The 25,072-nt window shown below is 71.2% G+C and carries 15 protein-coding genes; 3 read left to right on the forward strand and 12 right to left on the reverse strand.

The annotated features are described in order from the left end of the window. The first annotated feature begins 367 nt into the window (after nucleotides 1-367). The 3 genes from ABD346_RS27985 to ABD346_RS27995 are packed head-to-tail and all read left to right on the forward strand — an operon-like array spanning nucleotide 368 to nucleotide 5,950. A complete protein-coding gene (locus ABD346_RS27985) occupies nucleotides 368-3,238 on the forward strand; it encodes a bifunctional glycosyltransferase/CDP-glycerol:glycerophosphate glycerophosphotransferase (protein WP_344378634.1) in 2,871 nt (956 codons plus the stop codon). Beyond that, complete coding sequence (locus tag ABD346_RS27990; RefSeq protein ID WP_344378636.1) at nucleotides 3,235-4,401, forward strand: glycosyltransferase; 1,167 nt, start codon at nucleotides 3,235-3,237, stop codon at nucleotides 4,399-4,401. The genes ABD346_RS27985 and ABD346_RS27990 overlap by 4 nt, the downstream gene beginning before the upstream one ends. Before the next feature lie 25 nt (nucleotides 4,402-4,426). Beyond that, complete coding sequence (locus ABD346_RS27995) at nucleotides 4,427-5,950, forward strand: DUF6056 family protein (RefSeq protein WP_344378637.1); 1,524 nt, start codon at nucleotides 4,427-4,429, stop codon at nucleotides 5,948-5,950. Nucleotides 5,951-6,018: 68 nt separating this feature from the next. On the opposite strand, the gene galE is transcribed toward ABD346_RS27995, so the two are convergent. The 12 genes from galE to mrdA all read right to left on the reverse strand — a co-directional run bounded on the left by galE (nucleotide 6,019) and on the right by mrdA (nucleotide 25,056). Then, the gene (galE, locus tag ABD346_RS28000; protein ID WP_344378639.1) at nucleotides 6,019-7,002 is read right to left on the reverse strand and encodes a UDP-glucose 4-epimerase GalE; all 984 of its coding nucleotides are present in this window, start codon (nucleotides 7,000-7,002) and stop codon (nucleotides 6,019-6,021) included. A gap of 16 nt (nucleotides 7,003-7,018) precedes the next feature. Then, nucleotides 7,019-8,650 carry a glycosyltransferase family 2 protein gene (locus ABD346_RS28005; protein ID WP_344378641.1) on the reverse strand — a complete coding sequence of 544 codons (1,632 nt, stop codon included), beginning with the start codon at nucleotides 8,648-8,650 and terminating at the stop codon, nucleotides 7,019-7,021. Between the two features lie 392 nt (nucleotides 8,651-9,042). Continuing rightward, complete coding sequence (gene obgE / locus ABD346_RS28010; protein WP_344378643.1) at nucleotides 9,043-10,482, reverse strand: GTPase ObgE; 1,440 nt, start codon at nucleotides 10,480-10,482, stop codon at nucleotides 9,043-9,045. A 145-nt stretch (nucleotides 10,483-10,627) separates the two neighbouring features. Then, nucleotides 10,628-10,882, reverse strand: a complete 255-nt coding sequence (rpmA, locus tag ABD346_RS28015; RefSeq protein ID WP_114036862.1) for a 50S ribosomal protein L27 — start codon at nucleotides 10,880-10,882, stop codon at nucleotides 10,628-10,630. A 14-nt stretch (nucleotides 10,883-10,896) separates the two neighbouring features. After that, the gene (rplU, locus tag ABD346_RS28020; RefSeq protein WP_015033583.1) at nucleotides 10,897-11,217 is read right to left on the reverse strand and encodes a 50S ribosomal protein L21; all 321 of its coding nucleotides are present in this window, start codon (nucleotides 11,215-11,217) and stop codon (nucleotides 10,897-10,899) included. Nucleotides 11,218-11,618: 401 nt separating this feature from the next. After that, a complete protein-coding gene (locus tag ABD346_RS28025) occupies nucleotides 11,619-15,593 on the reverse strand; it encodes an Rne/Rng family ribonuclease (RefSeq protein WP_344378646.1) in 3,975 nt (1,324 codons plus the stop codon). Nucleotides 15,594-15,827: 234 nt separating this feature from the next. After that, the gene (locus tag ABD346_RS28030) at nucleotides 15,828-16,607 is read right to left on the reverse strand and encodes a TIGR03936 family radical SAM-associated protein (RefSeq protein ID WP_344378648.1); all 780 of its coding nucleotides are present in this window, start codon (nucleotides 16,605-16,607) and stop codon (nucleotides 15,828-15,830) included. Nucleotides 16,608-16,741: 134 nt separating this feature from the next. Next, entirely contained in the window at nucleotides 16,742-17,830 is a 1,089-nt protein-coding gene (locus ABD346_RS28035; protein ID WP_344378649.1) for a hypothetical protein, read from the reverse strand. 168 nt (nucleotides 17,831-17,998) lie between these two features. Beyond that, the gene (locus ABD346_RS28040) at nucleotides 17,999-19,924 is read right to left on the reverse strand and encodes a TIGR03960 family B12-binding radical SAM protein (RefSeq protein WP_344378650.1); all 1,926 of its coding nucleotides are present in this window, start codon (nucleotides 19,922-19,924) and stop codon (nucleotides 17,999-18,001) included. 72 nt (nucleotides 19,925-19,996) lie between these two features. Continuing rightward, nucleotides 19,997-21,547 (reverse strand): CYTH and CHAD domain-containing protein, encoded by a 1,551-nt coding sequence (locus ABD346_RS28045; RefSeq protein ID WP_344378652.1) that lies wholly within the window; start codon nucleotides 21,545-21,547, stop codon nucleotides 19,997-19,999. 82 nt (nucleotides 21,548-21,629) lie between these two features. Then, nucleotides 21,630-22,820 (reverse strand): rod shape-determining protein RodA, encoded by a 1,191-nt coding sequence (rodA, locus tag ABD346_RS28050; RefSeq protein WP_344378653.1) that lies wholly within the window; start codon nucleotides 22,818-22,820, stop codon nucleotides 21,630-21,632. A gap of 4 nt (nucleotides 22,821-22,824) precedes the next feature. Next, nucleotides 22,825-25,056, reverse strand: a complete 2,232-nt coding sequence (gene mrdA / locus ABD346_RS28055) for a penicillin-binding protein 2 (RefSeq protein ID WP_344378654.1) — start codon at nucleotides 25,054-25,056, stop codon at nucleotides 22,825-22,827. Nucleotides 25,057-25,072: the final 16 nt, after the last annotated feature.

The raw sequence follows: 25,072 nt of genomic DNA on the forward strand, positions 1-25,072 counted from the left end.
CCGGTCCGGTCTTCAGCCCGGGAGTATGGTACGAGCAGGTTCCGAGGGAGCCACTCCCGGGCGGAAGACGGCCTGGATCGCGTGGCCGCCGCCGCACCCCGGGCCGGTGGCCTGCGGGGCGTCGGCCACCCTGTCGAGTGTCCCACGGGCGAAGCGGCCCCCGGCCTCCCGGTTCGGCACCGCTTCTCCTTATAGAGGGACAGGGGCTCGCGGGGGTTGCCTTCCCGCCACACATTCGGGTGGAAAACCCGCTCGGGCCTGACGACGGCCCTTTTGCCGGGTGGCCGGGTGCGACCGGGCGGCTGCAGAGCACGGTAGGAATACCAGGTAGCGTTGAAGCGCCTGCGAGTAGAACAAGTGGATTGAGGTGCCAGTGCCTGACGTCTCCGTGATCGTCATCGTTTACAACGACGCAGATCGCCTGCCGACGGCTGTCCAATCGGTCTTGGACCAGACGTTGAACAGCGTCGAGGTCCTGATCGTCGACGACTGCAGCACCGACGGTTCCTTCGAGGTCGCCAGGGCACTGGAAGCTTCTCACCCGGGCCGCATCCGCGCCTTCCAGCTGCCCGAGAACAGCGGCGCCGGCGGCGAGCCGCGCAACGTGGGCATCGGCCATGCCACGGGCCGTTACATCATGTTCCTGGACAGTGACGACGTGCTGGAGCACAACGCCTGCCGGAACCTTCTGGAGGCCGCGGAACAGTCGCAGGCAGACATCGTTTCCGGCCTCTGCGTACGCCTCACGCAGGGCACCCGCACCACGAAGCGCACCGAGTGGTACCCGTGGCTGTACCGCACCACGCGCACCCTGGAGTCGATCACTGAGCTCCCCGACCTGTTCGTGTGGGACACCCTGTCCACGAACAAGTGCTACCGCCGCGAGTTCCTCCTCGACAACGACCTGCGCTTCCCCAAGGGCATGTTCTACGAGGACCTGATGTTCATCGCCGAGGCCTACCTCGCCGCGAACCGCATCACCCTCATCCCCAACCAGGTCTATTTCTGGAACGTGCACGAGAAGGCGGCCGTGAAGTCGGTCACCAACCGGCGCCACGAGATGACCAACTACGAGCACCGTCTGGAGATCCACCGCCGGATCGAGGCGCTCCTGGAGCACAACGACCTGCACGGCCTCCGGCTCGCCAAGGACGTCAAGTTCCTCAAGCACGACCTGGTCCTGCACCTGCGTGACCTTCCGCACCGTGACGAGGAGTACCGGGCGGAGTTCGCCGAGCTGTCGCGCGAGTACCTGGCGGACCTGTCCCCCGAGGCGTACGACAGCGTCCTGCCGATCCAGGCGATCTGCTCCTACCTGCTCCAGCAGGGCGACTGGGACAACCTGCTGCCCGCCGTGGACGCGCTGATCCGCCGCAACACGGTGACGTCGCCGCTGATCGAGCGGGACGGCCGGATCTACTGGTGCGGCGAGCACCTCGACACCGCCGACGGCGCCAGGTTCCTGGATGTGACCGGGCTCGGCTACCACACCCGCCCGCTGACCCAGCTGGCGCTCGGCAACCGTCTGACCTCGTACGCGGACGACGGGCGCGGCAAGGTGCGGCTCGGCGGCTCGGTCGTCAATCCGCTGGGCCGGATCCGTTCCGGGGCCAGGCTGAGCGGCACCCTGGAGTTCCGGGCCCGCCGCACCAGCCTGCAGTCCTTCAAGTTCCCGCTGACCTCGCTGAAGCACGCGGGCCAGACGCTGGACTGGACGGCCGAGGCCGATCTGGCCCGCAAGCTGCGGCCGCTCGGCATCATCGACGTGGTCTGGGACGTGTGGGTCAACCTGGACGTCGACGGCGAGAAGGTGCCGACCCGCCTGGGCGCGGGCCGCATCGAGCTGGAGTCGGCGCGCCCGCTGCGCATCCGGCCGCGCCTGAGCCGTCTGGTCGCCGACCGCCTGGTGCCGGAGATCTCCGCGAAGGGCAACCTGTCGTACCTGCTGACCGCCGAGGGCCAGGCCACCGTCCGCACCCAGGAGCTGATCGGCGAGGCGCTGCAGAGCAAGGCCGCCTCGCTGGCCAAGAAGGGCCTGCGCAAGGCCCGCAAGGCCAAGAAGGACCTGAACTCGGGCGACACCAAGATCCGCGTGTACCACGAGGCGTTCTCCAAGCTGCCGATCCGCAAGGGTCTGGTGGTCTTCGAGAGCCACATGGGCAAGCAGTTCAGCGACAGCCCGAAGGCGATCTACGACGAGATGCGCCGCCAGGGCGTGCAGTTCGACGCGGTGTGGTCCTACGACGGCGCGAAGCCCACGGGCTTCCCCAAGGACGCCACGCTGGTCAAGCGGTGGAGCTACCCGTATCTGCGGGCGCTGGCGCAGGCCGAGTTCTGGATCGACAACCAGGGCTTCCCGATGAAGCTGGCCAAGCGGCCCGGCACCACCTACATCCAGACCTGGCACGGCAGCGCGCTCAAGCGCATGGGCTTCGACGTGCCGCAGATGAAGCTGCTCAACCGGGCAGGCCAGGCCACCCACCAGAAGGTCCTGGACCGCTTCGACCACTTCCTGATCCGCTCCGAGCACGATGTGCGCACCCTGGCCAGCGGCTTCCGGCTGCGGGACGAGGTGCTGCTGCGCACCGGCTACCCGCGCAACGACGCGCTCGTCGCGGCGCGCGAGCAGGAGGCGGAGACCGGCGAGCGGGTCCGCGGTCCGATCGCCGAGCAGCTCGGCATCGACGCGGACAAGAAGGTGCTGCTCTACGCGCCGACGTTCCGCGCCTCCGAGTCCGGCGCGGTCAAGAAGTTCGAACTGCCCTTTGACGTCGAGGAGTTCGCGGACCGCTTCGGCGACCGCTACACCCTGCTGATCCGCTCGCACTACCTGAACCAGGTGGTCCTTCCGCCCTCGGTGCGCGGCAAGGTCATCGACGTCTCGCAGGGCCACGACATCACGCCGCTCCTGGCCCTGGCCGATGGTCTGATCACCGACTATTCGTCCCTGATGTTCGACTATGCTCTGCTCGACCGTCCCATGATCTTCTTCGCGTACGACTACGAGGAGTACGCGGACGAGACCCGCGGCACCTACTTCGATCTGCGTGACAAGGCGCCCGGGCCGGTCGTCGCCACCGAGAGCGAGCTGTTCGCGACGGTGGACGGCCTCAAGGCGGCGGACGCCGACTACGCGGGGGCCCGCGAGCGGTTCGCCACCGAGTTCGGCGAGTACGACAAGGGCACCGCGGCCCAGCAGATCGTTGCCAAGTTCTTCACTCCCGGGAGCGGTAAGTGACTGAAGTGACCGCCACGGACGGCGGCCGTGACATCTTCCTCGTCTCGAACGCCGTCAACGAGCTGGGCGGCGTGACCACCTGGTCGCACCAGATGGCCCGCCTTTTCGTGGAGCGCGGCAACAAGGTCCATGTCATCGGCATCACCCCGCCGTCGGTCCCGCACGAGCTGGACGACGACCTGCCGTACGCGACGACGACGCTGTACGACGTGCACCCGCCGTCGGTGGGCAGCGCGCGCGGCATCAAGGGCAAGCTCAACGTCGTCGAGCACCGCCGCCGGGCCGCCCGCGCGGCCGGCATGCACGCCCAGGCCGCGAAGATGAGCCGGCTGTTCCGGCAGGCCCGGCCCGGCGCGGTCGTCATCGTCACCCAGGTGTGGGCGATGGAGTGGGTGGCGCTCGCCGACACCTCGAACGTGACCGTCGTCGGCATGACCCACGAGTCGTACGAGACCTGCCGCAAGTCCTCGCGCTTCAACCGCGTCAAGCGGTTCTACAAGGACGTCGACCGGATGCTCGCGCTGACCCGCGAGGACGCCGACCTGTGGGCGCTGCAGCGCCTGGACAACGTGGGCTTCATGCCCAACCCGCTGCCGTTCTTCCCCGAGGTGCCCTCGCCGCGCACCGAGAAGCACGTGGTCAGCATCGGCCGGCTGCACGAGGAGAAGGGCACCGACCTGCTCCTGGACGCCTGGTCCGAGGTGGCTCCGGTGCACCCTGATTGGACGCTGCGGATCTACGGCTCCGGCTCCGACGAGGAGGCGTTGCGCCGCCAGTGCACCGAGCTGGGCCTGGACGGCTCGGTGGAGTGGATGGGCCGCACCGACGACCCGGCGGGCGCGCTGCGCGACGGGTCGGTCTTCACGCTCGCCTCGCGCGGCGAGGGCTTCCCGCTGTCGCTGATGGAGTCGATGGCGACGGGCGTGCCGTGCGTCGCCTTCGACGTGGCTCCCGGCATCCACGAGATCATCCGGGACGGCGAGGACGGTCTGCTCGCGCCCCCCGGCAACACGCACGTCTTCGCGCGCCGTCTGAGCAGCCTCCTGGCCGACCAGGAGCTGCGCGACCGTCTCGGCGAGGCGGCCCGCGAGAACATCCAGCGCTACCGGACCGAGGAGATCGTCCGCCGCTGGGAGTCGCTCTTCGACCTGCTGCAGCGCTGACGGCGCCCGAGACCCCACTGGAATCATGAACTCATCGACCACTGTGGCCGCCGACGACAGCGCCGCCCCGGCGCGGGACGCCGCCACGGACCGCCCCGAGCGGTCGGGGGCGCGCAGAGCCCTGCTGTGGACCGCGGGGACCATCACCGCCGCCACCGGCATACTCCTGGCCGTCGGCTCGTTCCTGGGCCTGTACGTGCGGCCCACCTCCGACGACTGGTGTGCCGCCTGGAAGTCCCGGGACATGGGCGTCTTCGGCATCACGTCCGACTTCTACAACACCCAGAACGGGCGGGTCACCAACGCCTTCCTGAGCGGGATCATCTACTCGGACGGCCTGGTCGGCATCAAGATCCTTCCGGTGATCCTGGTGGTCACCATGGGCATCGGCCTGGTGCTGCTCGGCCGCGAGATCCTGCGGCTCTTCGGCACCCGGGCCCCGCTGCTGCTGCTCGTCGCCGTCGCGATGGTCCTGGAGACGCTGCTGTTCTTCGCGGGCACCCGCTCCTATCAGGTGCTCCTGTGGACCCCGGCGACGATCTCGCACACGATGCCGTTCATCATCGCCCTGTGGGCGCTCCTGTTCGGCATCTGGGCGTTCCGCACCGGCCGCAGGGCGCTGCGCAACACCGCCCTCGGCCTGACCGCCGTGGTGGGCTTCGCGATCGGCACGCTGAGCGAGCCGTTCACCGTGGTCAGCTGTGTGCTGGTCGGCACGGCCGCGCTGGTGTGCCTGCCGCGCCTGAAGGTCGCCAAGAGCTGGTACCCGTTCACCTGGTCCGCGGTGTACTGCGCGGCGGCCGTGATCGGCCTCACCTTCCTGTACACCTCGCCGGGCGCCCGCTGGCGCCGGGCGCAGACGCCGCCGACGAAGATGAGCGTCGGCGACGTGTTCAAGGACTACTTCCACATCTGGGACACGATCCTGCACCAGTGGATCTACCTGGGTGCCGTTGCCGCCGGTCTGCTCCTCGGCCTCGCCGTGGCCCTGCTCGCGCCGCGCCGCGAGCGGCCGGCCGCCTCGCGTCCCCCGGCCGCGATGCTGCGCGTGATCTTCGTGCTTCCGGTGCCGCTGATGGCCCTGTGCACGCTGCTCGTGGCGTACGCGCTGCGCAGCGGCTACGGCCCGACGGGCTGGACGTACGCGCGCACCTGGATGAACTTCATGATCCCGCTGGTGATCGCGCTGTGCGGGTACGGAGTGCTGCTCGGCCACTGGGCCGGGCGCCGCATCGCCGAGCGGCGGGCGCCGCGCCTGGCGCCGATCGTGGCGACGGTCCTGGTCGGCGCGTTCGCCCTGGCGGCGACGGCGGCGCTGGTGCCGTCGGTGCAGAAGCTCGCCGTCTCGACGGTGTACCGCAGCATCGCCTGGGACAAGCAGAACGCGAAGATCCGCTCGGAGATCGCCAAGGGCGAGACGGACGTGGCGTACAAGCCGATGTACATCGGTTCGCTCGCCGAGCCCTTCTTCACCAAGAACTACCAGCGCGACTGGGTCGCCCAGTGCACCTCGAAGTTCTACGGCGTGGACCGCATCCACAAGCCGTGACGCGGTGACGTAGAAGGAGGGGCGCCCCGGATTTCTCCGGGGCGCCCCTCCTTCTACGTGTCCGGGTCTCAGACGGCGTCGCGGTGGTGGCGCCAGCCCTGCCAGGCCGAGGAGATCATCGAGCGCACGTCGTGGTGGGCCTTCCAGCCGAGCTCCTCGGCGATGCGGTCGGCCGAGGCGACGACGCGCGCCGGGTCGCCCGCGCGGCGCGGGTGGACCTCGGGGGCGATGCCGCGGCCGCTGATCTCGTTGATCAGGTCGACCATCTCGCGCACCGAAACGCCTTCGCCGCGGCCGATGTTGACGGTCAGGTCGCCGTACTCGCCGGCCTTCGCGGACTCGGCGAGCTTGCGGGCGGCCGCCAGGTGGGCGTCGGCGAGGTCCTCGACGTGGATGTAGTCGCGCACGCAGGTGCCGTCGGGGGTCTCGTAGTCGTCGCCGAAGATACGCGGCGGCTCCCCGTCCTCCAGCTTCTCGAACACCATCGGTACGAGGTTGAAGATGCCGGTGTCGGCGAGCTCGGGCGTTGCGGTGCCGGCCACGTTGAAGTAGCGCAGGCAGCCGGTGGAGATGCCGTGCGCCTTGCCGGCCGCGCGGACCAGCCACTCACCGGCCAGCTTGGTCTCGCCGTACGGGCTCATCGGCAGGCACGGGGTGTCCTCGGTGACGAGGTCGACGTCCGGCATGCCGTACACGGAGGCGGAGGAGGAGAACAGGAAGGTGCGCACACCCGCCGCGGCGACCGCCTCCAGGAGCACGGTCAGGCCGAACACGTTCTCGCGGTAGTAGTGCAGCGGGATCTCGACGGACTCGCCGACCTGCTTCTTGCCCGCGAGGTGCACGACCCCGGTGACGCCGTGCTCGGCGAGGGTGCGGTCCACGAGCTCGCGGTCCAGGACGGAGCCGACCACCAGAGGCACACCCTGTGGCAGACGGGCCGCGTCACCGCTGGAGAGGTCGTCGAGGACGACCACGCGCTCCCCCGCCGACGTCATGGCCCGCACGACATGGGAACCGATGTATCCGGCGCCGCCAGTGATCAGAAAAGTCATATGCGCGTCCACGTCCTCATCGTCGCCTTGATCGAACCGTCCGGGTCAGTCTGCGCAGCTTCCCGCCGACCACCCCGAAGGCCCCCTGTACTCCGGGCGCGAGCCGCACCGCGAGCGATCCGCTCGACGTCCGGTACGGCTGCACCAGCAGAACACCGTACCGGCTGCCGGGGACGGCCGTGCGCCGCAGCCCGGACGCCGTGGCCCGCAGCGCGGTGCGCGGGCCCCTGCCGGGCCCGGTGTTCAGGCGGACCCGCAGGTCCCAGATCTGGGTGCCCCGGCCGCCCGCCGCGGCAAGCCTGGCCAGCGATACGGGGGCCTGACCGCGCCAGCCGCCCTCGGCGGCGCGCAGCGGCGCGGTGACGGTCAGGGCGCTCTCGCCGCCGTCCCTGGGCACGAAGTCGATGTCGGCGCTGGCCGGGGCGCCGCTCGCGGCGAGCCGCCCGTACAGCTCGTGCACGCGCAGTTTGAGGATGCCGCGCCGTCCGGCGAGGAGGGCCGCGTCGACGGCGACGGGCAGGCTCTCCGGGGGCAGCGCGTCGAGTCCGTCCAGCGGTACGTCCAGGTCGTCCGCCCACACCGGCCCGGATCCGGCGGTGGCGTACGGCGGGATCAGGCGGGCGGGGTCGGCGGCGAGCTGGGAGAGCCGGTCCAGGTCGCGCGGGGCCTCGGAGGCCAGCACCACCTGCGCGGCCCAGCGGGCCGGGGCGGCGGCCGCGGCCACGTCGGCGGCCTCGAAGGAGGCGAGGTGGTCGCGGGTCAGCCGCCACCAGTCGGCCTGGTACCCGGCGTCGCGCACGCGCAGCTCGCGCAGGTACAGGCACAGGTCGTAGTCGACGAACTTGGTGCGGCAGGCGGCCGCGAGCCCCTTGCGGTCGGCGGCGCGGAACGCCTCGACGGCCTTGGTGTGGGCGGCGATGCGCGCCTGCCAGTTGCCGACGTCCTTGCGGGCGAGCGAGATGGAGACCTGGGCGGCGGCGCGGCGCACGTGCCAGATGTAGACGAGTTCGGGCACGACGGCGATGCGGGGGGCCGCGGCGTACACGCGGGCCGTGAAGACGAAGTCCTCGTAGGTGAACTTGCCGTCGGGAAACCGCAGTTGACGGCTTGTCAGGAAGTCGCGGCGATAGAGCTTGTTGACGCAGAGCGTGTCGTGGAGGAGTTCCGGCGCGGCCTCGGGCGACGCGTGCACGGCCGCCTCGTTGTAGAGGCCCGGCTGCCAGCGCACATCGCGGCCGCCGGGCAGCTCGCGGCGCACGGCCCGGCCCACGGTGACCTCGGTGCCGTGCTCCTCGGCCGCGGCCAGGAGGGCTTCGACGGCGCCGGGCGGCAGCACGTCGTCGCTGTCCAGGAACATGACGTACGGGGAGGTGGCGGCGGCGATTCCGTCATTGCGGGGCGTCCCGCACCCGCCGCTGTTCTCCGTACGCCGCACCACGCGCAGCCGGGGCTCCGTGGTGGCCAGCTGATCCAGGACAGCTGCCGTCGCGTCACTGGAACAGTCGTCGACGGCCACGACCTCGGCGACGGCCGAGCCCTGCGCGAGCGCCGACCGAACGGCGTCACCGACCAGCTCGGCGTCGTTGAAGGCGATGACGACGACGCTGACGCCGGTAGGGCCGTGGGGGGTGGCAGAACTCTGGCTCACCCGGCGAATCCTACGGGAGCCCCCTGTGCGGTTACGCTCCCGAACCCCCTGGGGCTCCGCCCCAGCCCCCGTTCGCGCCTGAAGGCCGCTCGTCCTCAATCTCCCCCAAGGCCTTAAGGGCCAGGGGAACCCCCGTGACAGGCTGAAATCCCCCTCCTGGCCGGCACCGGTGCGATCAGGGGCGCGGGGCTGCGACATCGTGCGGCTCCCGCCGCGTGGGGGCGACCTGGACGCGCTGGGTGCCCTACAGGGGCGCGGGGAACTGCGCGACCAGCCACTGACGGCCCGGGGCCGAAAGCGGGTTCAGGGGCGCGGGGAACTGCGCAAACCGCCCCCGACGGCCCGCAGTCGAACTTCCCGCGCCCCGCGCAGCGGCGGCAGCGGCCGAGCCGCTAGAAGGGCCCGAACTCCTTGAACTCCTGCTCCGCCTCGTCGCGCTCCGCGTCGCGGTCCCGGCGGCGCTGGGCGGCAGGACGGGGCGCCTCCAGGCGATGGTCCTCGCCACGGCGGCCCAGCATCTCCGCGCCCGCCATCATCGTCGGCTCCCAGTCGAAGACGACCGCGTTCTCCTCGGGGCCGATGGCCACGCCGTCACCGGAGCGGGCCCCGGCCTTCATCAGCGCGTCCTCGACGCCGAGGCGGTTGAGGCGGTCCGCGAGGTAGCCGACGGCCTCGTCGTTGTTGAAGTCGGTCTGGCGGATCCAGCGCTCCGGCTTCTCGCCCCGCACCCGGTAGACCTCGTTGGCCTCGTCGAAGGTGACGGTGAAGCCCGCGTCGTCGACGGCCTTCGGGCGGATGACGATGCGGGTCGCCTCCTCCTTGGGCTTGGCGGCGCGCGCCTCTGCGACGATCCCGGCGAGCGCGAAGGACAGCTCCTTCAGGCCCGTACGGGCGACGGCGGAGACCTCGAAGACCTGGTAGCCGCGGGCCTCCAGGTCGGGGCGGATCATGTCCGCCAGGTCCTGGCCGTCCGGGATGTCGATCTTGTTGAGGACGACGATGCGGGGCCGGTCGTCGAGCCCGCCGTACTGCTTGAGTTCCTCCTCGATGATGTCGAGGTCGGAGACCGGGTCGCGGTCGGACTCCAGGGTCGCGGTGTCCAGGACGTGCACGAGCACCGAGCAGCGCTCGACGTGCCGCAGGAACTCCAGGCCCAGGCCCTTGCCCTGGCTGGCGCCGGGGATCAGACCGGGGACGTCCGCGATGGTGTAGACGGTCGCGCCGGCCGTGACGACGCCGAGGTTCGGGACGAGCGTCGTGAACGGGTAGTCCGCGATCTTCGGCTTGGCCGCCGAGAGGACCGAGATCAGCGAGGACTTTCCGGCGCTCGGGTAGCCCACCAGGGCCACGTCGGCGACGGTCTTGAGCTCCAGGACGATGTCGGCGGACTCGCCGGGCACGCCGAGCAGCGCGAAGCCGGGGGCCTTGCGGCGGGCGGAGGCGAGCGCCGCGTTGCCGAGGCCGCCGCGGCCGCCCTGGCCCGCGATGTAGGTCGTGCCCTCGCCGACCAGGTCGGCGAGCACGTTGCCCTGCTTGTCGAGGACGACGGTGCCGTCGGGCACGGGCAGGATCAGGTCCTGGCCGTCCTTGCCGGAGCGGTGGTCGCCGGCGCCGGGCTGGCCGTTGGTGGCCTTGCGGTGCGGCGAGTGGTGGTAGTCGAGAAGCGTGGTCACGGACTGGTCGACGACCAGGGTGACATCGCCGCCACGGCCGCCGTTTCCGCCGTCCGGCCCGCCGAGCGGCTTGAACTTCTCACGGTGGACGGAGGCGCAGCCGTGGCCTCCGTTACCCGCGGCGACGTGCAGCTCGACGCGGTCCACGAAGGTGGTCATGGGATGTGCCTCCTGAGGGCCCCCGGCCAAAGGCCGAGAGAAAGTACGGGAATGTCTATCTAGTAACACGCGAAAGGCGGACCCGCTTCCCGTGGGGGAAGTGAGGTCCGCCTCCGCTGAAACCGCTCTACGGGTGCCTAAGTGATCAGGCAACCGGAACGATGTTCACGACCTTGCGGCCACGGTGGGTGCCGAACTGCACCGCACCGGCCTGCAGCGCGAACAGGGTGTCGTCGCCACCGCGACCGACGCCCGCACCCGGGTGGAAGTGGGTGCCGCGCTGGCGGACCAGGATCTCACCGGCGAGCACGGTCTGACCGCCGAAGCGCTTCACACCGAGCCGCTGAGCGTTGGAGTCGCGACCGTTCCGAGTGGACGATGCGCCCTTCTTGTGTGCCATGTCTCCTCAGTCCCTTACTTCGCAGCCGCGGGGATGCCGGTGACCTTGATCGCCGTGTACTGCTGGCGGTGGCCCTGGCGACGGCGGTAACCGGTCTTGTTCTTGTACCGAAGGATGTCGATCTTGGCACCCTTGTGGTGGTCCACGACCTCGGCGGTGACCTTGATACCGGCCAGCACCCACGGGTCGCTGGTCACAGCGTCGCCGTCGACAACGAGCAGGGTCGAGAGCTCGACCGTGTCGCCAACCTTGGCAGTGGAAATCTTGTCAACCTCAACGATGTCGCCGACAGCAACCTTGTGCTGGCGACCACCGCTGCGCACGATGGCGTACACGCGGATCTCTCTCTCGCTCGATACGGAACCCTTGAAGCCAGCCATCCCGCAGAAATGCAGGGGGCCTCCCCCGGCGGACCGGGAGGTGAGGTGCTCAGGGGCAGGCGCATATATAAACACGCCGAGGGTCAAGGCTACGGGGCCGGGCGTGGCGGGTCAAACCAGGGTCGTTACCCGCACTCCTCGGCGACGAAACCACGCAGCCGGGCCCGGAGGTCCGGGCCCGGATCAGCCCGCTCCGCCGGACTCCCGCACCTTCGCGAGCCGGACGGGGCCTCATGCGGGGGCGGACTCTCCTTGCGTACGACGGAGCCCGCCCCCGGTGTTCCGGGGACGGGCTCCTGGGGCCGTACAACGGCCAACTACCGCTTGGTGTACGTCGTCCGAGCGCAGGCTGTCCGTCAGCTGTCGGCCGACGCCGAGACCGACGTCTGCTGCTGCTCGGCCGCCGCCGTCTTCTTGGCGGTGGCCTTCTTGGCGGTCGTCTTCTTCGCCGCGGTCTTCTTGGCCGCCGTCTTCTTGGTGGCGGCCTTCTTCGCGGTGGCCTTCTTCGCCGTCTTGCGGGCCGCCTTCTTGGCCGGTGCGGCCTCCTCGGCGGGCTCCGCGTCAGCGACGGGCTCGGCGTCCTGCCCGGCTGCCGGGGTGGCGACCACCACGACGACCGCGGCATCCTCGGCACCCGAGGGCGAACCGGCCGGGGCCGTGGCCTTGCGGGTCGCCCGGCGGCGGGCTCGCGGCGGGGCGGCGACAGGCGCCTCCTCAACAGCGGGCTCGGCGACGGGCTCTGCGACCGGCTCCTGTGCCTTGGGCTCCCCGTCCTTCGGCTCGGGCTCCGTGACAACCACGACCGGCTCGGCGAGGGCCGCCGTCGGCGCGCCCGCCGGGGCGGTCGCCTTGCGGGTGGCGCGGCGACGGGTGCGACCGCGCGGCGCGTCGTCCTCGATGAACGAGGCGACGGTCACCGCGGCCGGGGCCTGCGCGGCCTCCGGCTCCTCGGCCACGGGGGCCGGGGCCTCGACGGCCGCCGTACGGGGCGCACCGGCCGGGGCCGAGGCCTTGCGGGTGGCGCGGCGGCGGGACCGTCCGCCACGGGCCGCGGCCTCCGCCTCGGCGGCGCTGCTGTACAGCTCCTCGTCGGGCACGAAAGCGCCAATCAGCGGCTCCGCCGCGGGGGGCTCGGCGAGCGCCACGGGAGCGGCGATCTCGGCGGCGACCTCGGCCTCGGACTCGACGGCCTCGCTGTCGATGACCTCGTGCTCGTGGACGTGCTGGTCGTGCTCGGCGCCGCCGCGGCCGCGCTTCTTCGCGCGCTTGCCCGCACCGCCGCCGACCGTGGTCGGCTGCTCCATGTGCACGATCACGCCGCGCCCGTTGCAGTGGACGCAGGTCTCGGAGAACGACTCGAGGAGGCCCTGGCCGACCCGCTTGCGGGTCATCTGGACCAGGCCGAGCGAGGTGACCTCGGCCACCTGGTGCTTGGTCCGGTCGCGGCCCAGGCATTCGAGCAGCCTGCGCAGGACCAGGTCGCGGTTGGACTCCAGGACCATGTCGATGAAGTCGATGACGACGATGCCGCCCAGGTCGCGCAGCCGCAGCTGGCGCACGATCTCCTCGGCCGCTTCGAGGTTGTTCCTCGTCACGGTCTCTTCGAGGTTGCCGCCCTGCCCGGTGAACTTGCCGGTGTTGACGTCGACGACGATCATCGCCTCGGTCTTGTCGATCACCAGCGAGCCGCCGGACGGCAGCCAGACCTTGCGGTCCAGGGCCTTGGCCAGCTGCTCGTCGATCCGGTACGTCGCGAAGACGTCGACCTCGCTGGTCCAGCGCGACAGGCGCTCGGTGAGGTCCGGGGCGACGTGCGCGACGTACCCGTGGATGGTCTCCCAGGCCTCGTCACCGCTGACGATGACCTTCGAGAAGTCCTCGTTGAAGATGTCGCGGACAACCCGGACGGTCATGTCCGGCTCGCCGTAGAGCAGCGACGGCGAGGACGTCGAGATCTGGTTGGCCTTCTTCTGGATGTCGGCCCACTGCGCCTGCAGGCGCTCGACGTCGCGGCGCAGCTCGTCCTCGCTCGCTCCCTCGGCGGCGGTGCGCACGATGACGCCCGCGTCCTCGGGGACGATCTTCTTGAGGATGGTCTTCAGACGCGCGCGCTCGGTGTCGGGCAGCTTGCGGCTGATGCCGGTCATCGAGCCCTCGGGCACGTACACCAGGTAGCGGCCGGGCAGCGAGACCTGGCTGGTCAGGCGGGCGCCCTTGTGGCCGATCGGGTCCTTGGTGACCTGGACGAGCACCGACTGGCCGGACTTGAGGGCGGCCTCGATGCGGCGCGGGCCGTTGCCCATGCCGAGCGCCTCGAAGTTGACCTCACCGGCGTACAGGACGGCGTTGCGGCCCTTGCCGATGTCGACGAACGCGGCCTCCATGGAGGGCAGGACGTTCTGGACCTTGCCCAGGTAGACGTTGCCGACGTAGGAGGTGGCCTGCTCCTTGTTGACGTAGTGCTCGACGAGCACGTTGTCTTCCAGGACGCCGATCTGGGTGCGCTCGCCGCTCTGGCGGACGACCATGACCCGCTCGACGGCCTCGCGGCGGGCCAGGAACTCGGCCTCGGTGATGATCGGGACGCGGCGGCGGCCCTGCTCGCGGCCCTCGCGGCGGCGCTGCTTCTTGGCCTCCAGACGCGTCGAGCCCTTGATGGACTGGACCTCGTCGGAGGAGGTGGACTCGCTGCGCTCGCGGGCCGGGCGCGGCTCGCGGACCTTGACGACGGTGCGCTCCGGGTCGTCCGGGCCCTGCTCGGCCTCGGGGCCCGAGTCGCCGGAGCGGCGACGGCGGCGGCGCCGACGACGGCTGCTGCTGGTCCCGGCCGCGGAGGGCGTGCCGTCCGCTTCCTCGTCCTCGTCGTCCTCTTCGTCGGACTCGGCGCCCTCGGCGGCCTGCTCGGACGGCTCGTACGTCTGCTCCTCCGCGGCGTCCTCGGCCTCGGCGGGCTCGCCACGGCGACGGCGACGGCCGCCACGGCGACGGCGGCGCGAGGGGCGGTCGTCGTCGGACTCCTCGGACTCCGTCTCGGCCTCGGCCTCGGCGGCCTCCTCGACCTGCTCGTCAAGGGGTTCCTCCACGGGCTTCTCCTGGACCGGCTCCGCGGGCTCGCCACGGCGGCGGCGACGGCGCGAGCGGCCCTGCGGCTCGGCGGCGGGCTCGGGGGCCTCGACCACGGTCTCCTCGACCTCGACCTCGGCCTCGGGCTCCTCGACGCGGGCGGCGGCAGCGGCGGCCGCGGCCGTCTCCGGCGTCTGGAACATCGGCTCGGTGAAGACCGGGGCCTGGAACACGGCCACGGCGGGACGCGTGGCGCGGCGGCGGGAGCGGCCCGTGGCGGGCTCCTCGGCCTGCGGCGCGGGCTGCGGCTCCGGCTCGACCGGCGTGAACTGCGGGGCGGACGCGGGCCGGGCGGCACGGCGGCGGGTGGGGGTACCTCCCTGGCCCTTAAGGCCTCGGGGGAGACCGCGAGGTGCCTCGTCCTCGACGGCCGGGGCGGCGGCCTCGGCCGGCTCCTCGGCGGCGGGCGCGGCGGCCTGGCGGGTGGCGCGGCGGCGGGTACGCGGCGCCGGGGCCTCGTCCTCGACGGGGGCCTCGACGACCGGAGCCTCGGCGGCGGCCTCTTCGGCCTCGTCGAGCTCTTCTTCCTCGACTTCTTCGACGACCTCGACCGGCGCCGCGACGGTGGTCTGCGGCGCGGTCGCCTTGCGGGTCGCACGGCGGCGGGTACGCGGCGCCGGGGCCTCGGCGGCCTCCTCGACGGCCTCGGGCTCGACGGCGGCCGGGGCCTCGACGATCTCCTCGGCGGCCGCGGGCGCACCGGCCGGAGCCGTGGCCTTGCGGGTGGCGCGGCGACGGGTCCGCGGCGCAGGCGCCTCGGCGGCGACCTCGGCGGCCTCGGGCTCGGCGGCGCCCGGCGTTTCGGCGCCCTCTTCGGCGGCGGCCTGCGGCGCACCGGCCGGAGCCGTGGCCTTGCGGGTGGCGCGGCGACGGGTCCGCGGCGCGGGCGCCTCGGCGGCGACCTCGACGGTCTCGGGCTCGGCGGCGCCCGGCGTTTCGGCGACCGCGGTCCCGGTGGCCGGAGCGGTCGCCGTACGGGTGGCACGGCGGCGGGTGCGCGGCGCCGGAGCGGCGTCGTCGGCGGCCACGGCGACCGGCTCGGCGGCCTGCGCCGCGGGCTCTGCCGCCTCCGTGGTCTGCGCGCCCACCGGCGGCCCCGCGGGCCGCGACGCCGCGCGGCGCCTGCGGCGCGGCGGCAGCGTGTCGCTGGGGCTGTTGTTGTCGTTGGTGTTGTCCCCGGTGGTGCCGGGTTCGTTCTGCTCAAGCATGCGGGCGTAGCTCCCGTCACGCTCCCGGGCGCCGCGCCTGTTCCGGTCCGGCGGCACGGCCCGCGTGATGTGCGCGGGTGCCGCCGTCCGGGGCGCGGGCGCCGCACGGGAGCTGATATCTGGCTCGCCGGTTCCGTACGCGTTGTACGTACGGCCTGGCGAAAGTCTTCAGGTCAGTGCGCGGCCCGACCCAGGTGGCTCCCGAGTGCCAGGGCTGCGCTACAACGACTGCCCTTACGCGGCGGGACCTTCCGGCGCCGTCGCAGAGACGGTCCCGGCGGCCGTTGGTGGTGCGGCCGGGGCTGCCTCGCGGTCGGGCGCGAGCGGGTCGGTCACCGTGCCGGACTCCTCGTCGAAGAGCCCCTGCGCCAGCCTGGTCACCGCTGCGGGGACCGGCGGCGCCAGGTCGGCCACAGCTTGGAGACCGGACAGGACGTCGTCGGGTCGTACGGCAGGTGTCAGGTGCCGTACTACCAGCCGCAGTATCGCACAGGCGTCGTCGAGAGGCCTATCAGCCTGCGCGGGAAGCGCCTGGAGCTCGGCTACGGCGCCCCGGGTGTCGAAGGTGCGCATGCCGTTCTTGGTCTTGCGCTGGACCTCGACGGTCTCGGCGGCCAGGAACGTGGCGACGGCCTTCTCGGCCGCGTCCACGGTGACGCCGTCCAGGCGCAGCTCCCAGACGGAGGCGGTGAGCCGGTCGGCGAGGCCCGAGGTGCGGACCTCGACCGCGTCGACGATGTCGAGCCCGGTGGGCAGCGACTCGTCGAGCAGGGCACGCAGCTTCTCGGGGTCGCGCTGTGCGGTGAGGGCGATCTCCAGGTACTCGGCCTCGGAGCCGACGCCGGTGGGTGCGGCGTTCGCGTACGACACCTTGGGGTGCGGGGTGAACCCGGCCGAGTACGCCATGGGCACCTCGGCGCGGCGCAGGGCCCGCTCGAAGGCACGCTGGAAGTCGCGGTGGCTGGTGAACCGGAGGCGGCCGCGCTTGGTGTAGCGCAGTCGGATGCGCTGCACCGCAGGTGCGGGCGGCGGGCCTTCGGGCTGTCGCTTGCCCAGTGGTTCTTCTCCTCGGTGCGGGGCGGGCGCGGGTGGGCGCCGCCCACCGTCCTGTGGGGGCCCCTCCGGTCACGGCCCGTGCGCCACCCGGCTCATCCCTCCGCTTTGCTGAGGGAGATCTCGGGGGCGGGCACCGCGCCGGAGGCAGTAGTTGTACTACCCAGAGTACGCGCCCGGTGCCCGGCAGGTTCCCGGGGCGGCCCGCCGACCAGCGCCCGCCAGGCGTCGCGCCGTGCCGTGCGGACGGTCTCGCGGGCCGATGCCAGCGCCTCCCGCGCACTGCGCCCCGCCGCGAGTGCCGCCTTCCTGGCCGGCCGCAGCACGGCCTCCCGCACCCAGTGCCCGACCGGCGTGAGCAACACCGCGTACACCCAGCGCCCCGGCCGCCCGAGAAGGTTCCAGGCGAGCCGTTTGAGGGCCCGTCCGACCGCCCTGGACACGAATCCGGCAATCCGCCAGGCATGCCCGATCGCGTCGCCGATCTCCCGCAGGACCACGCCGACCGCCCGCCCCAGCGGCGTGAGGAGCGTCCGGTACGCCCACACCGCCGGGACCACGAACAGCAGGACGATCAGCGCGGCAACCCCCCGCCCGACAGCGGCGAGTCCCGCCCCGGCCAGCGCGACAATCAGGGCGATGGCGTGCCCGGCCGGGGTGAGCACACATCGGTACAGCCACGCTCCCGGCACGACGAGGCCGTACCGCAGCAGCGGCGCGAGGACCCAGCGCCACAGCGTGACCGGCGGCCACACGAACACCGCCCAGGACACCCACCGAAGTCCGAGGCCGATCCCCTCGGCCAGCAAGGAGACGCCTCGCCCGAGCGGGGCCAGCACCGCGCGGTACACCCACGCCGCGGGAACGCCGACGAACGTCACCGCACCCCACACCACCCCACGCCCGAGCCACCCGACCCCGGCCCCAACTACCCTGCCCAGCCATGCAGTTGCATGCCCGAGCGGGGTCAGGACAGAGGCGTACAACCACCCGAACGGGATCACGGCCAGCGCGCGCCACAGGGGCGCGAGAACCACCCGCCGCAGCGCCTCCGCGCCGGTCGCGAGGAGGTCCCGGATCAGCCGCACGGGGACGACCAGGACAAGCACCACGATCCGCACCGGAATGCGGATCGCAACGGTCAGACACCCTTCGGGCCCCTGCGGGGCGGGCCGGTTCTCCATACGGTCAAGGACGCGCCAAGGCCCCCTGCCGTTGCGACAGGGGGCCTTGCTGATCAGGCGGTTGTGCCACCCCCGCAGGGGCGCGGGACTGTGACATGGTGCGGCTCCGCCGCGTGGGCTCGCTCAGCCGCAGACGGCCCGCTGCCGACGCACAAGACGCAAAAGCGCCTAGCTCTTGACCGTGAGCGGCAGCAGCTTCTTGCCCGTGGGCCCGATCTGGATCGACGTGTCCATCTGGGGGCACACCCCGCAGTCGAAGCACGGTGTCCACCGGCAGTCCTCGACCTCGGTCTCGTCGAGCGAGTCCTGCCAGTCCTCCCAGAGCCAGTCCTTGTCGAGGCCGGAGTCGAGGTGGTCCCAGGGCAGGACCTCCTCGTAGGTGCGCTCGCGGGTCGTGTACCAGTCGACGTCGACACCGAAGGAGGGCAGCGTCTTCTCGGCGCAGGCCATCCAGCGGTCGTAGCTGAAGTGCTCGCGCCAGCCGTCGAAGCGGCCGCCGTCCTCGTAGACGGCGCGGATGACGGCGCCCACGCGGCGGTCGCCGCGGGACAGGAGGCCCTCGACGATGCCGGGCTTGCCGTCGTGGTAGCGGAAGCCGATGGAGCGGCCGTACTTCTTGTCTCCGCGGATCTTGTCGCGGAGCTTGGTCAGGCGGGCGTCCGTCTCCTCGGCGGAGAGCTGCGGGGCCCACTGGAACGGGGTGTGCGGCTTCGGGACGAAACCGCCGATCGACACCGTGCAGCGGATGTCGTTCTGGCCCGACACCTCGCGGCCCTTGGCGATCACGTTGACCGCCATGTCGCCGATCTGGAGGACGTCCTCGTCGGTCTCGGTGGGCAGGCCGCACATGAAGTACAGCTTCACCTGGCGCCAGCCGTTGCCGTACGCGGTCGCGACGGTACGGATGAGGTCCTCTTCCGAGACCATCTTGTTGATGACCTTGCGCATGCGCTCGGAGCCGCCCTCGGGAGCGAACGTCAGACCCGAGCGGCGGCCGTTGCGGGTCAGCTCGTTGGCGAGGTCGACGTTGAACGCGTCCACCCGGGTCGAGGGCAGCGACAGGCCGATCTTGTCGTCCGTGTAGCGGTCCGCGAGGCCCTTGGCGATGTCACCGATCTCGGTGTGGTCGGCGGAGGAGAGGGAGAGCAGGCCTACCTCTTCGAAGCCGGTCGCCTTGAGGCCCTTTTCCACCATTTCGCCGATGCCGGTGATGCTTCGCTCCCGCACGGGGCGCGTGATCATGCCGGCCTGGCAGAAGCGGCAGCCGCGGGTGCAGCCGCGGAAGATCTCCACGGACATGCGCTCGTGGACGGTCTCGGCGAGCGGGACCAGGGGCTGCTTGGGGTAGGGCCACTCGTCGAGGTCCATGACGGTGTGCTTGGACACCCGCCACGGCACGCCCGACTTGTTCGGTACGACACGGGCGATGCGGCCGTCGGGGAGGTACTCGACGTCGTAGAAGCCGGGGACGTAGACGCCGCCCGTCCTCGCGAGGCGGAAGAGGACCTCTTCGCGGCCGCCGGGGCGGCCCTCGGCCTTCCACGTGCGGATGATCTCGGTCATGTCGAGGACGGCCTGCTCGCCGTCGCCGATGACCGCGCAGTCGATGAAGTCCGCGATCGGCTCGGGGTTGAAGGCCGCGTGGCCGCCCGCGAGGACGATCGGGTCGTCGATGGTGCGGTCCTTGGACTCCAGCGGGATGCCCGCCAGGTCGAGCGCCGTGAGCATGTTGGTGTAGCCGAGCTCGGTGGAGAAGCTGAGCCCGAACACGTCGAAGGCGCGCAGCGGGCGGTGCGAGTCCACCGTGAACTGCGGGACCTTGTGCTCGCGCATGAGCTCTTCCATGTCCGGCCACACGCTGTACGTGCGCTCGGCGAGGACGCCCTCGCGCTCGTTCAGTACCTCGTAGAGGATCATGACGCCCTGGTTGGGCAGCCCGACCTCGTACGCGTCCGGGTACATGAGCGCCCAGCGGACGTCACACTCGTCCCAGGCCTTGACGGTGGAGTTGAGCTCACCGCCGACGTACTGGATCGGCTTCTGCACATGCGGGAGCAGCGCTTCGAGCTGTGGGAAGACGGACTCGGCAGACATCTCGACCTTCGTGGGCTGGCAGGGGGCGACTCTCTAGCGTAACGCGAGCCGGGTCGCCCCCTCGCACGACGATCATGGGGCCGTCAGGCGTTCCCGCAGCTTCGGGGCGCCGGCGCGGGCCCACACCTCGGGCAGCTCCCGCTCGCGGGCGGCTGCTGTCGCCTCCTCCTGGCCGTACAGGAGCCCCCAGGTGAACGCGGACTCGCCGGCCGCGTGGGCCTGGGCGGCAAGCGTGCGCAGGGCCTCGCGGGCGACCACGCTGTCCTGGTGGTCGCCGAGCACGTTCTGTACGGCCTTCATGCGCTGGGCGAACTTCTTGGCGGCCTTGCCGAGCGCGGGGGTGGCGGCCTCGGCGGCGTACCGGGCGCGCTTGGCGGCCTTGCGGGCCTCGTGCAGGGCGAGGTCCCGCTCGTGGCCGGGGGCGAGGCCGAGCGCGGTGTGGACGCGGCTCGCGAGCCGGTCGTAGTCCTTGAGCACGGCCTTGGGGAGTACGTCGGCCACGGGCCGCTCGGCCGGCGGGAGCAGGGGCGGGGAGGCGAGCAGTGCGTCGAGGGCCGTCAGGAGGCCGAGGTAGCGCTTGCCGTCGAGTACGGCGAGGGTCCTGCGGCGGGAGCCGGTGCGGCGGGCCACCGTCCAGATGCGCAGCCGGCCGCGGACCGGGCCGAGCACCAGGGTGCGGGGCAGGGCGGCGATGCGGGCCCGCAGGCGTTCGGTGAGGACCTCCTGGTCGCGGTCGACCCCGAGCTCGGCGGCTAGCCATGTGAGCTCCTCGCCGAGGGGGTCGGTGACGGCGCGGTCGACGATCTTGGCGTACGACTTGAACGCGCTGCGCAGGCGGCGGGTGGCGACCCTCATCTGGTGGACGGAGTCCGGCAGTTCGCGCCGCACGGCGGGGTCGAGGGCGACGAGCGCGTCGCGCTGGGCGCGCAGGAAGCCGAGGACATGGGCGCCCGCGGTGCCTTCGGCGGGCCCTGAGTTCTTGGCGCTTTTGGCCGCCTTGCGCGGCTTCGGGGCGGTCTCGCGCAGGGCCCGGGCGAGTTTGGACGAACTCGTCGAGGGCCGGATGCCCGCCTTGCGCAGCCGTTTCTCCACACCGTCCAGGATGCTCTCGTCCGCCACCCCGTCGGCGAGCTCGACCTCGATCTCGGTCCAGGTGGTGGCGGTGGAGCCGGCGCGCAGGCCCTCGGCGCGGACGGTGTCGATGCTGAGCTCGGCGAGCAGGGTGTGGTCGTCGGCGAGCAGGTGGCGTACGTCGCGGGAGGAGCGGAGGCGGACGACGGGGACGAGTTCGGCGTCGCGGACGCGGGAGCGCAGCAGGGCGGCCAGCCCGGGCGGGAGGCGGTCGGAGAGCGGGGCCCGGATCTCGTCGCGGATGCCGACGGTGACCGGGAATTTGAGGTGCCAGCCGGCGTCGGCGCCGCCCGTTCTGCGGCGCAGGGTGAGTGAGTCGGCGTCCAGGCTCAGGTCCTGGGTGTCGTAGTAGACGGCGTCGAGTTCGACGACGCCCTTGTCGACGACGCTGCCGACACCGGGGACCCGGGTCAGGTCGGGCAGCCGGGCCCGGTCCCCGTCGGACGGGGTGAACTCGAATTTCCGCTCGATCTCGCGCTTCGTGTCCGCCATGACCAGAATCTAGACGCGATCGGGCCCCGGCGGCAGGGCCCCGGACCGGCCATCTCCCGGGCCGGTCCGAAGTCCCCGTCGGCTATGCCGTTATCGGCCGCTGCACCCGGATCGACTGGAGCAGCCCTATGGCGACCCACACCGCGAACATGGACGAGCCTCCGTAGGAGACGAACGGCAGAGGGATGCCCGCGACCGGCATGATGCCGAGCGTCATGCCGATGTTCTCGAAGGACTGGAAGGCGAACCAGGCGATGATGCCGGCCGCGACGATGGTGCCGTACAGCTCGGTCGTCTCGCGGGCGATGCGGCAGGCGCGCCACAGGATGACGCCGAGCAGCACGATGATCAGGCCCGCGCCGACGAAGCCGAGTTCCTCTCCGGCGACGGTGAAGACGAAGTCCGTCTGCTGTTCGGGGACGAACTGGCCGGTGGTCTGGGAGCCCTTGAAGAGCCCGGTGCCGGTCAGGCCGCCGGAGCCGATCGCGATCCTTGCCTGGCCGGTGTTGTAGCCGACGCCGGCCGGGTCGAGCTTGGGGTTGGCGAACGCGGCGAAGCGGTTGATCTGGTACTTGTCCAGTATCCCGAGCGCGGCGACCAGGACCGCCCCGACCACACCGGCGCCGAGCAGGCCGAAGATCCAGCGGTTGGACGCCCCCGAGGCGAGCAGCACGCCGAGGATGATCACCAGGATGACCATGGTCGAGCCGAGGTCGGGCATCAGCATGATGCAGCAGATCGGGATCAGCGCGATCCCGAGCGATTTCACCACCGTGCGGTGGTCCGGATGCAGTTGGTCGCCCGCGTCGACCCGGGCCGCGAGCAGCATCGCCATGCACAGGATGATCGCGATCTTCGCGAACTCGGAGGGCTGGAGGGAGAATCCGCCGCCGAGCACGATCCAGGAGTGCGCGCCGTTGACGGTGGCGCCGAGCGGTGAGAGCACCGCGAGCAGCATCAGGATCGAGAGCCCGTACAGGATGGGCACCGCGCCGCGCAGGGTGCGGTGGCCGAGCCAGATGGTGCCGACCATCAGGCACAGGCCGATACCGGCGTTCGCGATGTGCCGGATCAGGAAGAAGTACGGGTCGCCCTGGTTGATGTTGGTGCGGTTGCGGGTGGCGGACCACACCAGGAGCGAGCCGATGAGGCAGAGCGCGAGGGCCGACAGGAGCAGCGGCCAGTCGAGCCTGCGCAGCACCGAGTCGCGTGCGGTGAGTTTGGCGAACGCGCTGCGCTCGGGGGCGTAGCGCTGGACGGAGAAACCTGCCATGGCGCTAGTCCCTCCGTGGGTTGCGGTTGTCGACGTCGGTGGCCGGGGGATTGCTGGGCTGGGGCTGTCCGCTGGGCTGCAGCGGCCGGCCGTCGGGTCCCAGCTTGTCCTTGACCTTGCCGGCGTTCGGGTCGTAGTCGGCGACGGTCGGCGCGTCGATGGTGCCGTCGGCCTGGACCTTGGGCAGGCCCTGCTCGGGCTGCGGGAGCATGGCGCGCTTGAGGTCCTGGTTTCCGGCGTCGTCGACGCCGTACATCGCCTCGTAGATCTTGCGCACGGCCTCACCGGAGGCGCCGGAACCCGTACCGGCCTGGGAGATCGTCATGACGACCGTGTAGTCCTTGGAGTACGTGGCGAGCCAGGACGTGGTCTGCTTGCCGTAGACCTCGGCGGTGCCGGTCTTGGCGTGCAGCTCGATCTTGTCCTGCGGCCAGCCCTGGAACTTCCAGGCGGCGGTACCGCTGGTGACGACGCCGGCGAGGGCCTTGTTGTAGCCGTCGATGGTGGCCTGGCTGACCGGCAGCTTTCCGTTGATCTTCGGCTTGATCTCCTGGACGGTCTTGCCGTCGGCGCTGATGATCGCCTTGCCGATGGTGGGTGCGTGTATGGTCCCCCCGTTGGCGATCGCCCCGTAGATCATGGCCTCCTGGATCGGCGTGACGAGGGTGTCGCCCTGGCCGATGGAGTAGTTGATCGCGTCGCCCTCGCGCATCTTGTTGCCTTCGAGGCAGTTCTCGTACGCGATCTTCTCGACGTAGGTGCCGTCCTTCTTGCCGGACTTGCACCAGCTGTCCTTCATCGCGACGAAGAGGTTCTCCTTCCACTGGCGGTCCGGGACGCGGCCGGTGACCTCGTTGGGGAGGTCCACGCCGGTGGCCTTGCCGAGGCCGAACTGGTGGGCCGCCTTGTAGAAGAAGTCCTTGGGCTGGCCCGGCTTCGGGTTGATGCCGCCGTCCTTCTTCCACTCGTTGTCGGCGAGTCCGTAGAAGACGGTGTCGCAGGACACCTCCAGGGCGCGGCCGAGCGAGATGGGGCCGAAGCTCTCACCCTCGAAGTTCTTGAAGACCTGCCCGCCCACCGAGTAGGAGCTGGTGCACGGGTAGCCGCCGTCCCACTTGTAGCCGGCCTCGACGGCGGCGGCCGTGGAGACCACCTTGAACGTCGAGCCGGGCGCGGCCTGACCCTGTATGGCCCGGTTCAGCAGCGGGTAGTCGCTGTCCTTGCCGGTGAGCTGCTGGTAGTCCTTGCCGGAGATGCCGCCGACCCAGACGTTCGGGTCGTACGTCGGCGCCGAGGCCATGGCAACGATGCGGCCGGTCTTGGCCTCCATCACGACGACCGCGCCGGAGTCGGCCTTGTAGTTCTCGTTGGTGATCTTGTCGAACTGCTTGCGGGCCTCGACCATCGCGTTGTTCAGCTCGTACTCGGCGACGGCCTGCACGCGTGCGTCTATCGACGTGACGACGTTGGAGCCGGGCTGGGCCTTGTCGCTCTGCGCCTGCCCGATGACCCGCCCGAGGTTGTCGACCTCGTACCGGGTGATGCCCGCCTTGCCGCGCAGCTGCTTGTCGTAGGTGCGCTCCAGGCCGGAGCGGCCGACCTGGTCGGAGCGCAGGTAGGGCGAGTCGGTGTCCTTCGCCTTGGTGATCTCGTCGTCGGTCACCGGCGAGAGGTAGCCGAGCACCTGGGCGGTGTTGGACTTGCCGGGCCCGGGGTAGCGGCGTACGGCGGTGGGGTCGGCGGTGATGCCGGGGAAGTCCTCGGAGCGTTCGCGGATCTGGAGGGCCTGCTGGGTGGTGGCCTTGTCGGTGACCGGGATCGGCTGATAGGGCGAGCCGTTCCAGCAGGGCTTGGGGGTCTTGGCGTCGCAGAGCCTGACCTTGTCCATGACGTCCTGCGGCTTCATGCCGAGCACGGCGGCGAGCCGGGTCAGGACGGCCTTGCCCTTGTCGGGCATCTTCGAGAGGTCGGTGCGCGAGGCGGAGACCACGAGGCGGGTCTCGTTGTCGGCGAGCGGCACGCCGCGCGCGTCGAGGATCGAGCCGCGCACGGCCGGCTGGACGACCTGCTGGACGTGGTTGTTCTTGGCCTCGTCCTCGTACTCCTGGCCGTTGCGGATCTGCAGGTACCACAGGCGTCCGCCCAGCGTGAGCAGGAGCGAGAAGACCAGGACCTGGATGATGATGAGCCGGATCTGCACCCGGGGGGTGCGGCCGGTCTCAGGGATGTTGCTCATGCCGCGGTGACCCCCT

The sequence above is a fragment of the Streptomyces mauvecolor genome (assembly GCF_039532965.1).
Lineage (GTDB): Bacteria > Actinomycetota > Actinomycetes > Streptomycetales > Streptomycetaceae > Streptomyces > Streptomyces violascens.

Excerpts from the sequence above, each read along its gene's own strand:
- ABD346_RS27995 (WP_344378637.1), top strand. The coding sequence starts at position 4,427 with ATGAACTCATCGACCACTGTGGCCGCCGACGACAGCGCCGCCCCGGCG.
- galE (WP_344378639.1), bottom strand. The coding sequence starts at position 7,002 with ATGACTTTTCTGATCACTGGCGGCGCCGGATACATCGGTTCCCATGTC.
- obgE (WP_344378643.1), bottom strand. The coding sequence starts at position 10,482 with ATGACCACCTTCGTGGACCGCGTCGAGCTGCACGTCGCCGCGGGTAAC.
- rpmA (WP_114036862.1), bottom strand. The coding sequence starts at position 10,882 with ATGGCACACAAGAAGGGCGCATCGTCCACTCGGAACGGTCGCGACTCC.
- ABD346_RS28025 (WP_344378646.1), bottom strand. The coding sequence starts at position 15,593 with ATGCTTGAGCAGAACGAACCCGGCACCACCGGGGACAACACCAACGAC.
- ABD346_RS28035 (WP_344378649.1), bottom strand. The coding sequence starts at position 17,830 with ATGGAGAACCGGCCCGCCCCGCAGGGGCCCGAAGGGTGTCTGACCGTT.
- ABD346_RS28040 (WP_344378650.1), bottom strand. The coding sequence starts at position 19,924 with ATGTCTGCCGAGTCCGTCTTCCCACAGCTCGAAGCGCTGCTCCCGCAT.
- ABD346_RS28045 (WP_344378652.1), bottom strand. The coding sequence starts at position 21,547 with ATGGCGGACACGAAGCGCGAGATCGAGCGGAAATTCGAGTTCACCCCG.
- rodA (WP_344378653.1), bottom strand. The coding sequence starts at position 22,820 with ATGGCAGGTTTCTCCGTCCAGCGCTACGCCCCCGAGCGCAGCGCGTTC.
- mrdA (WP_344378654.1), bottom strand. The coding sequence starts at position 25,056 with ATGAGCAACATCCCTGAGACCGGCCGCACCCCCCGGGTGCAGATCCGG.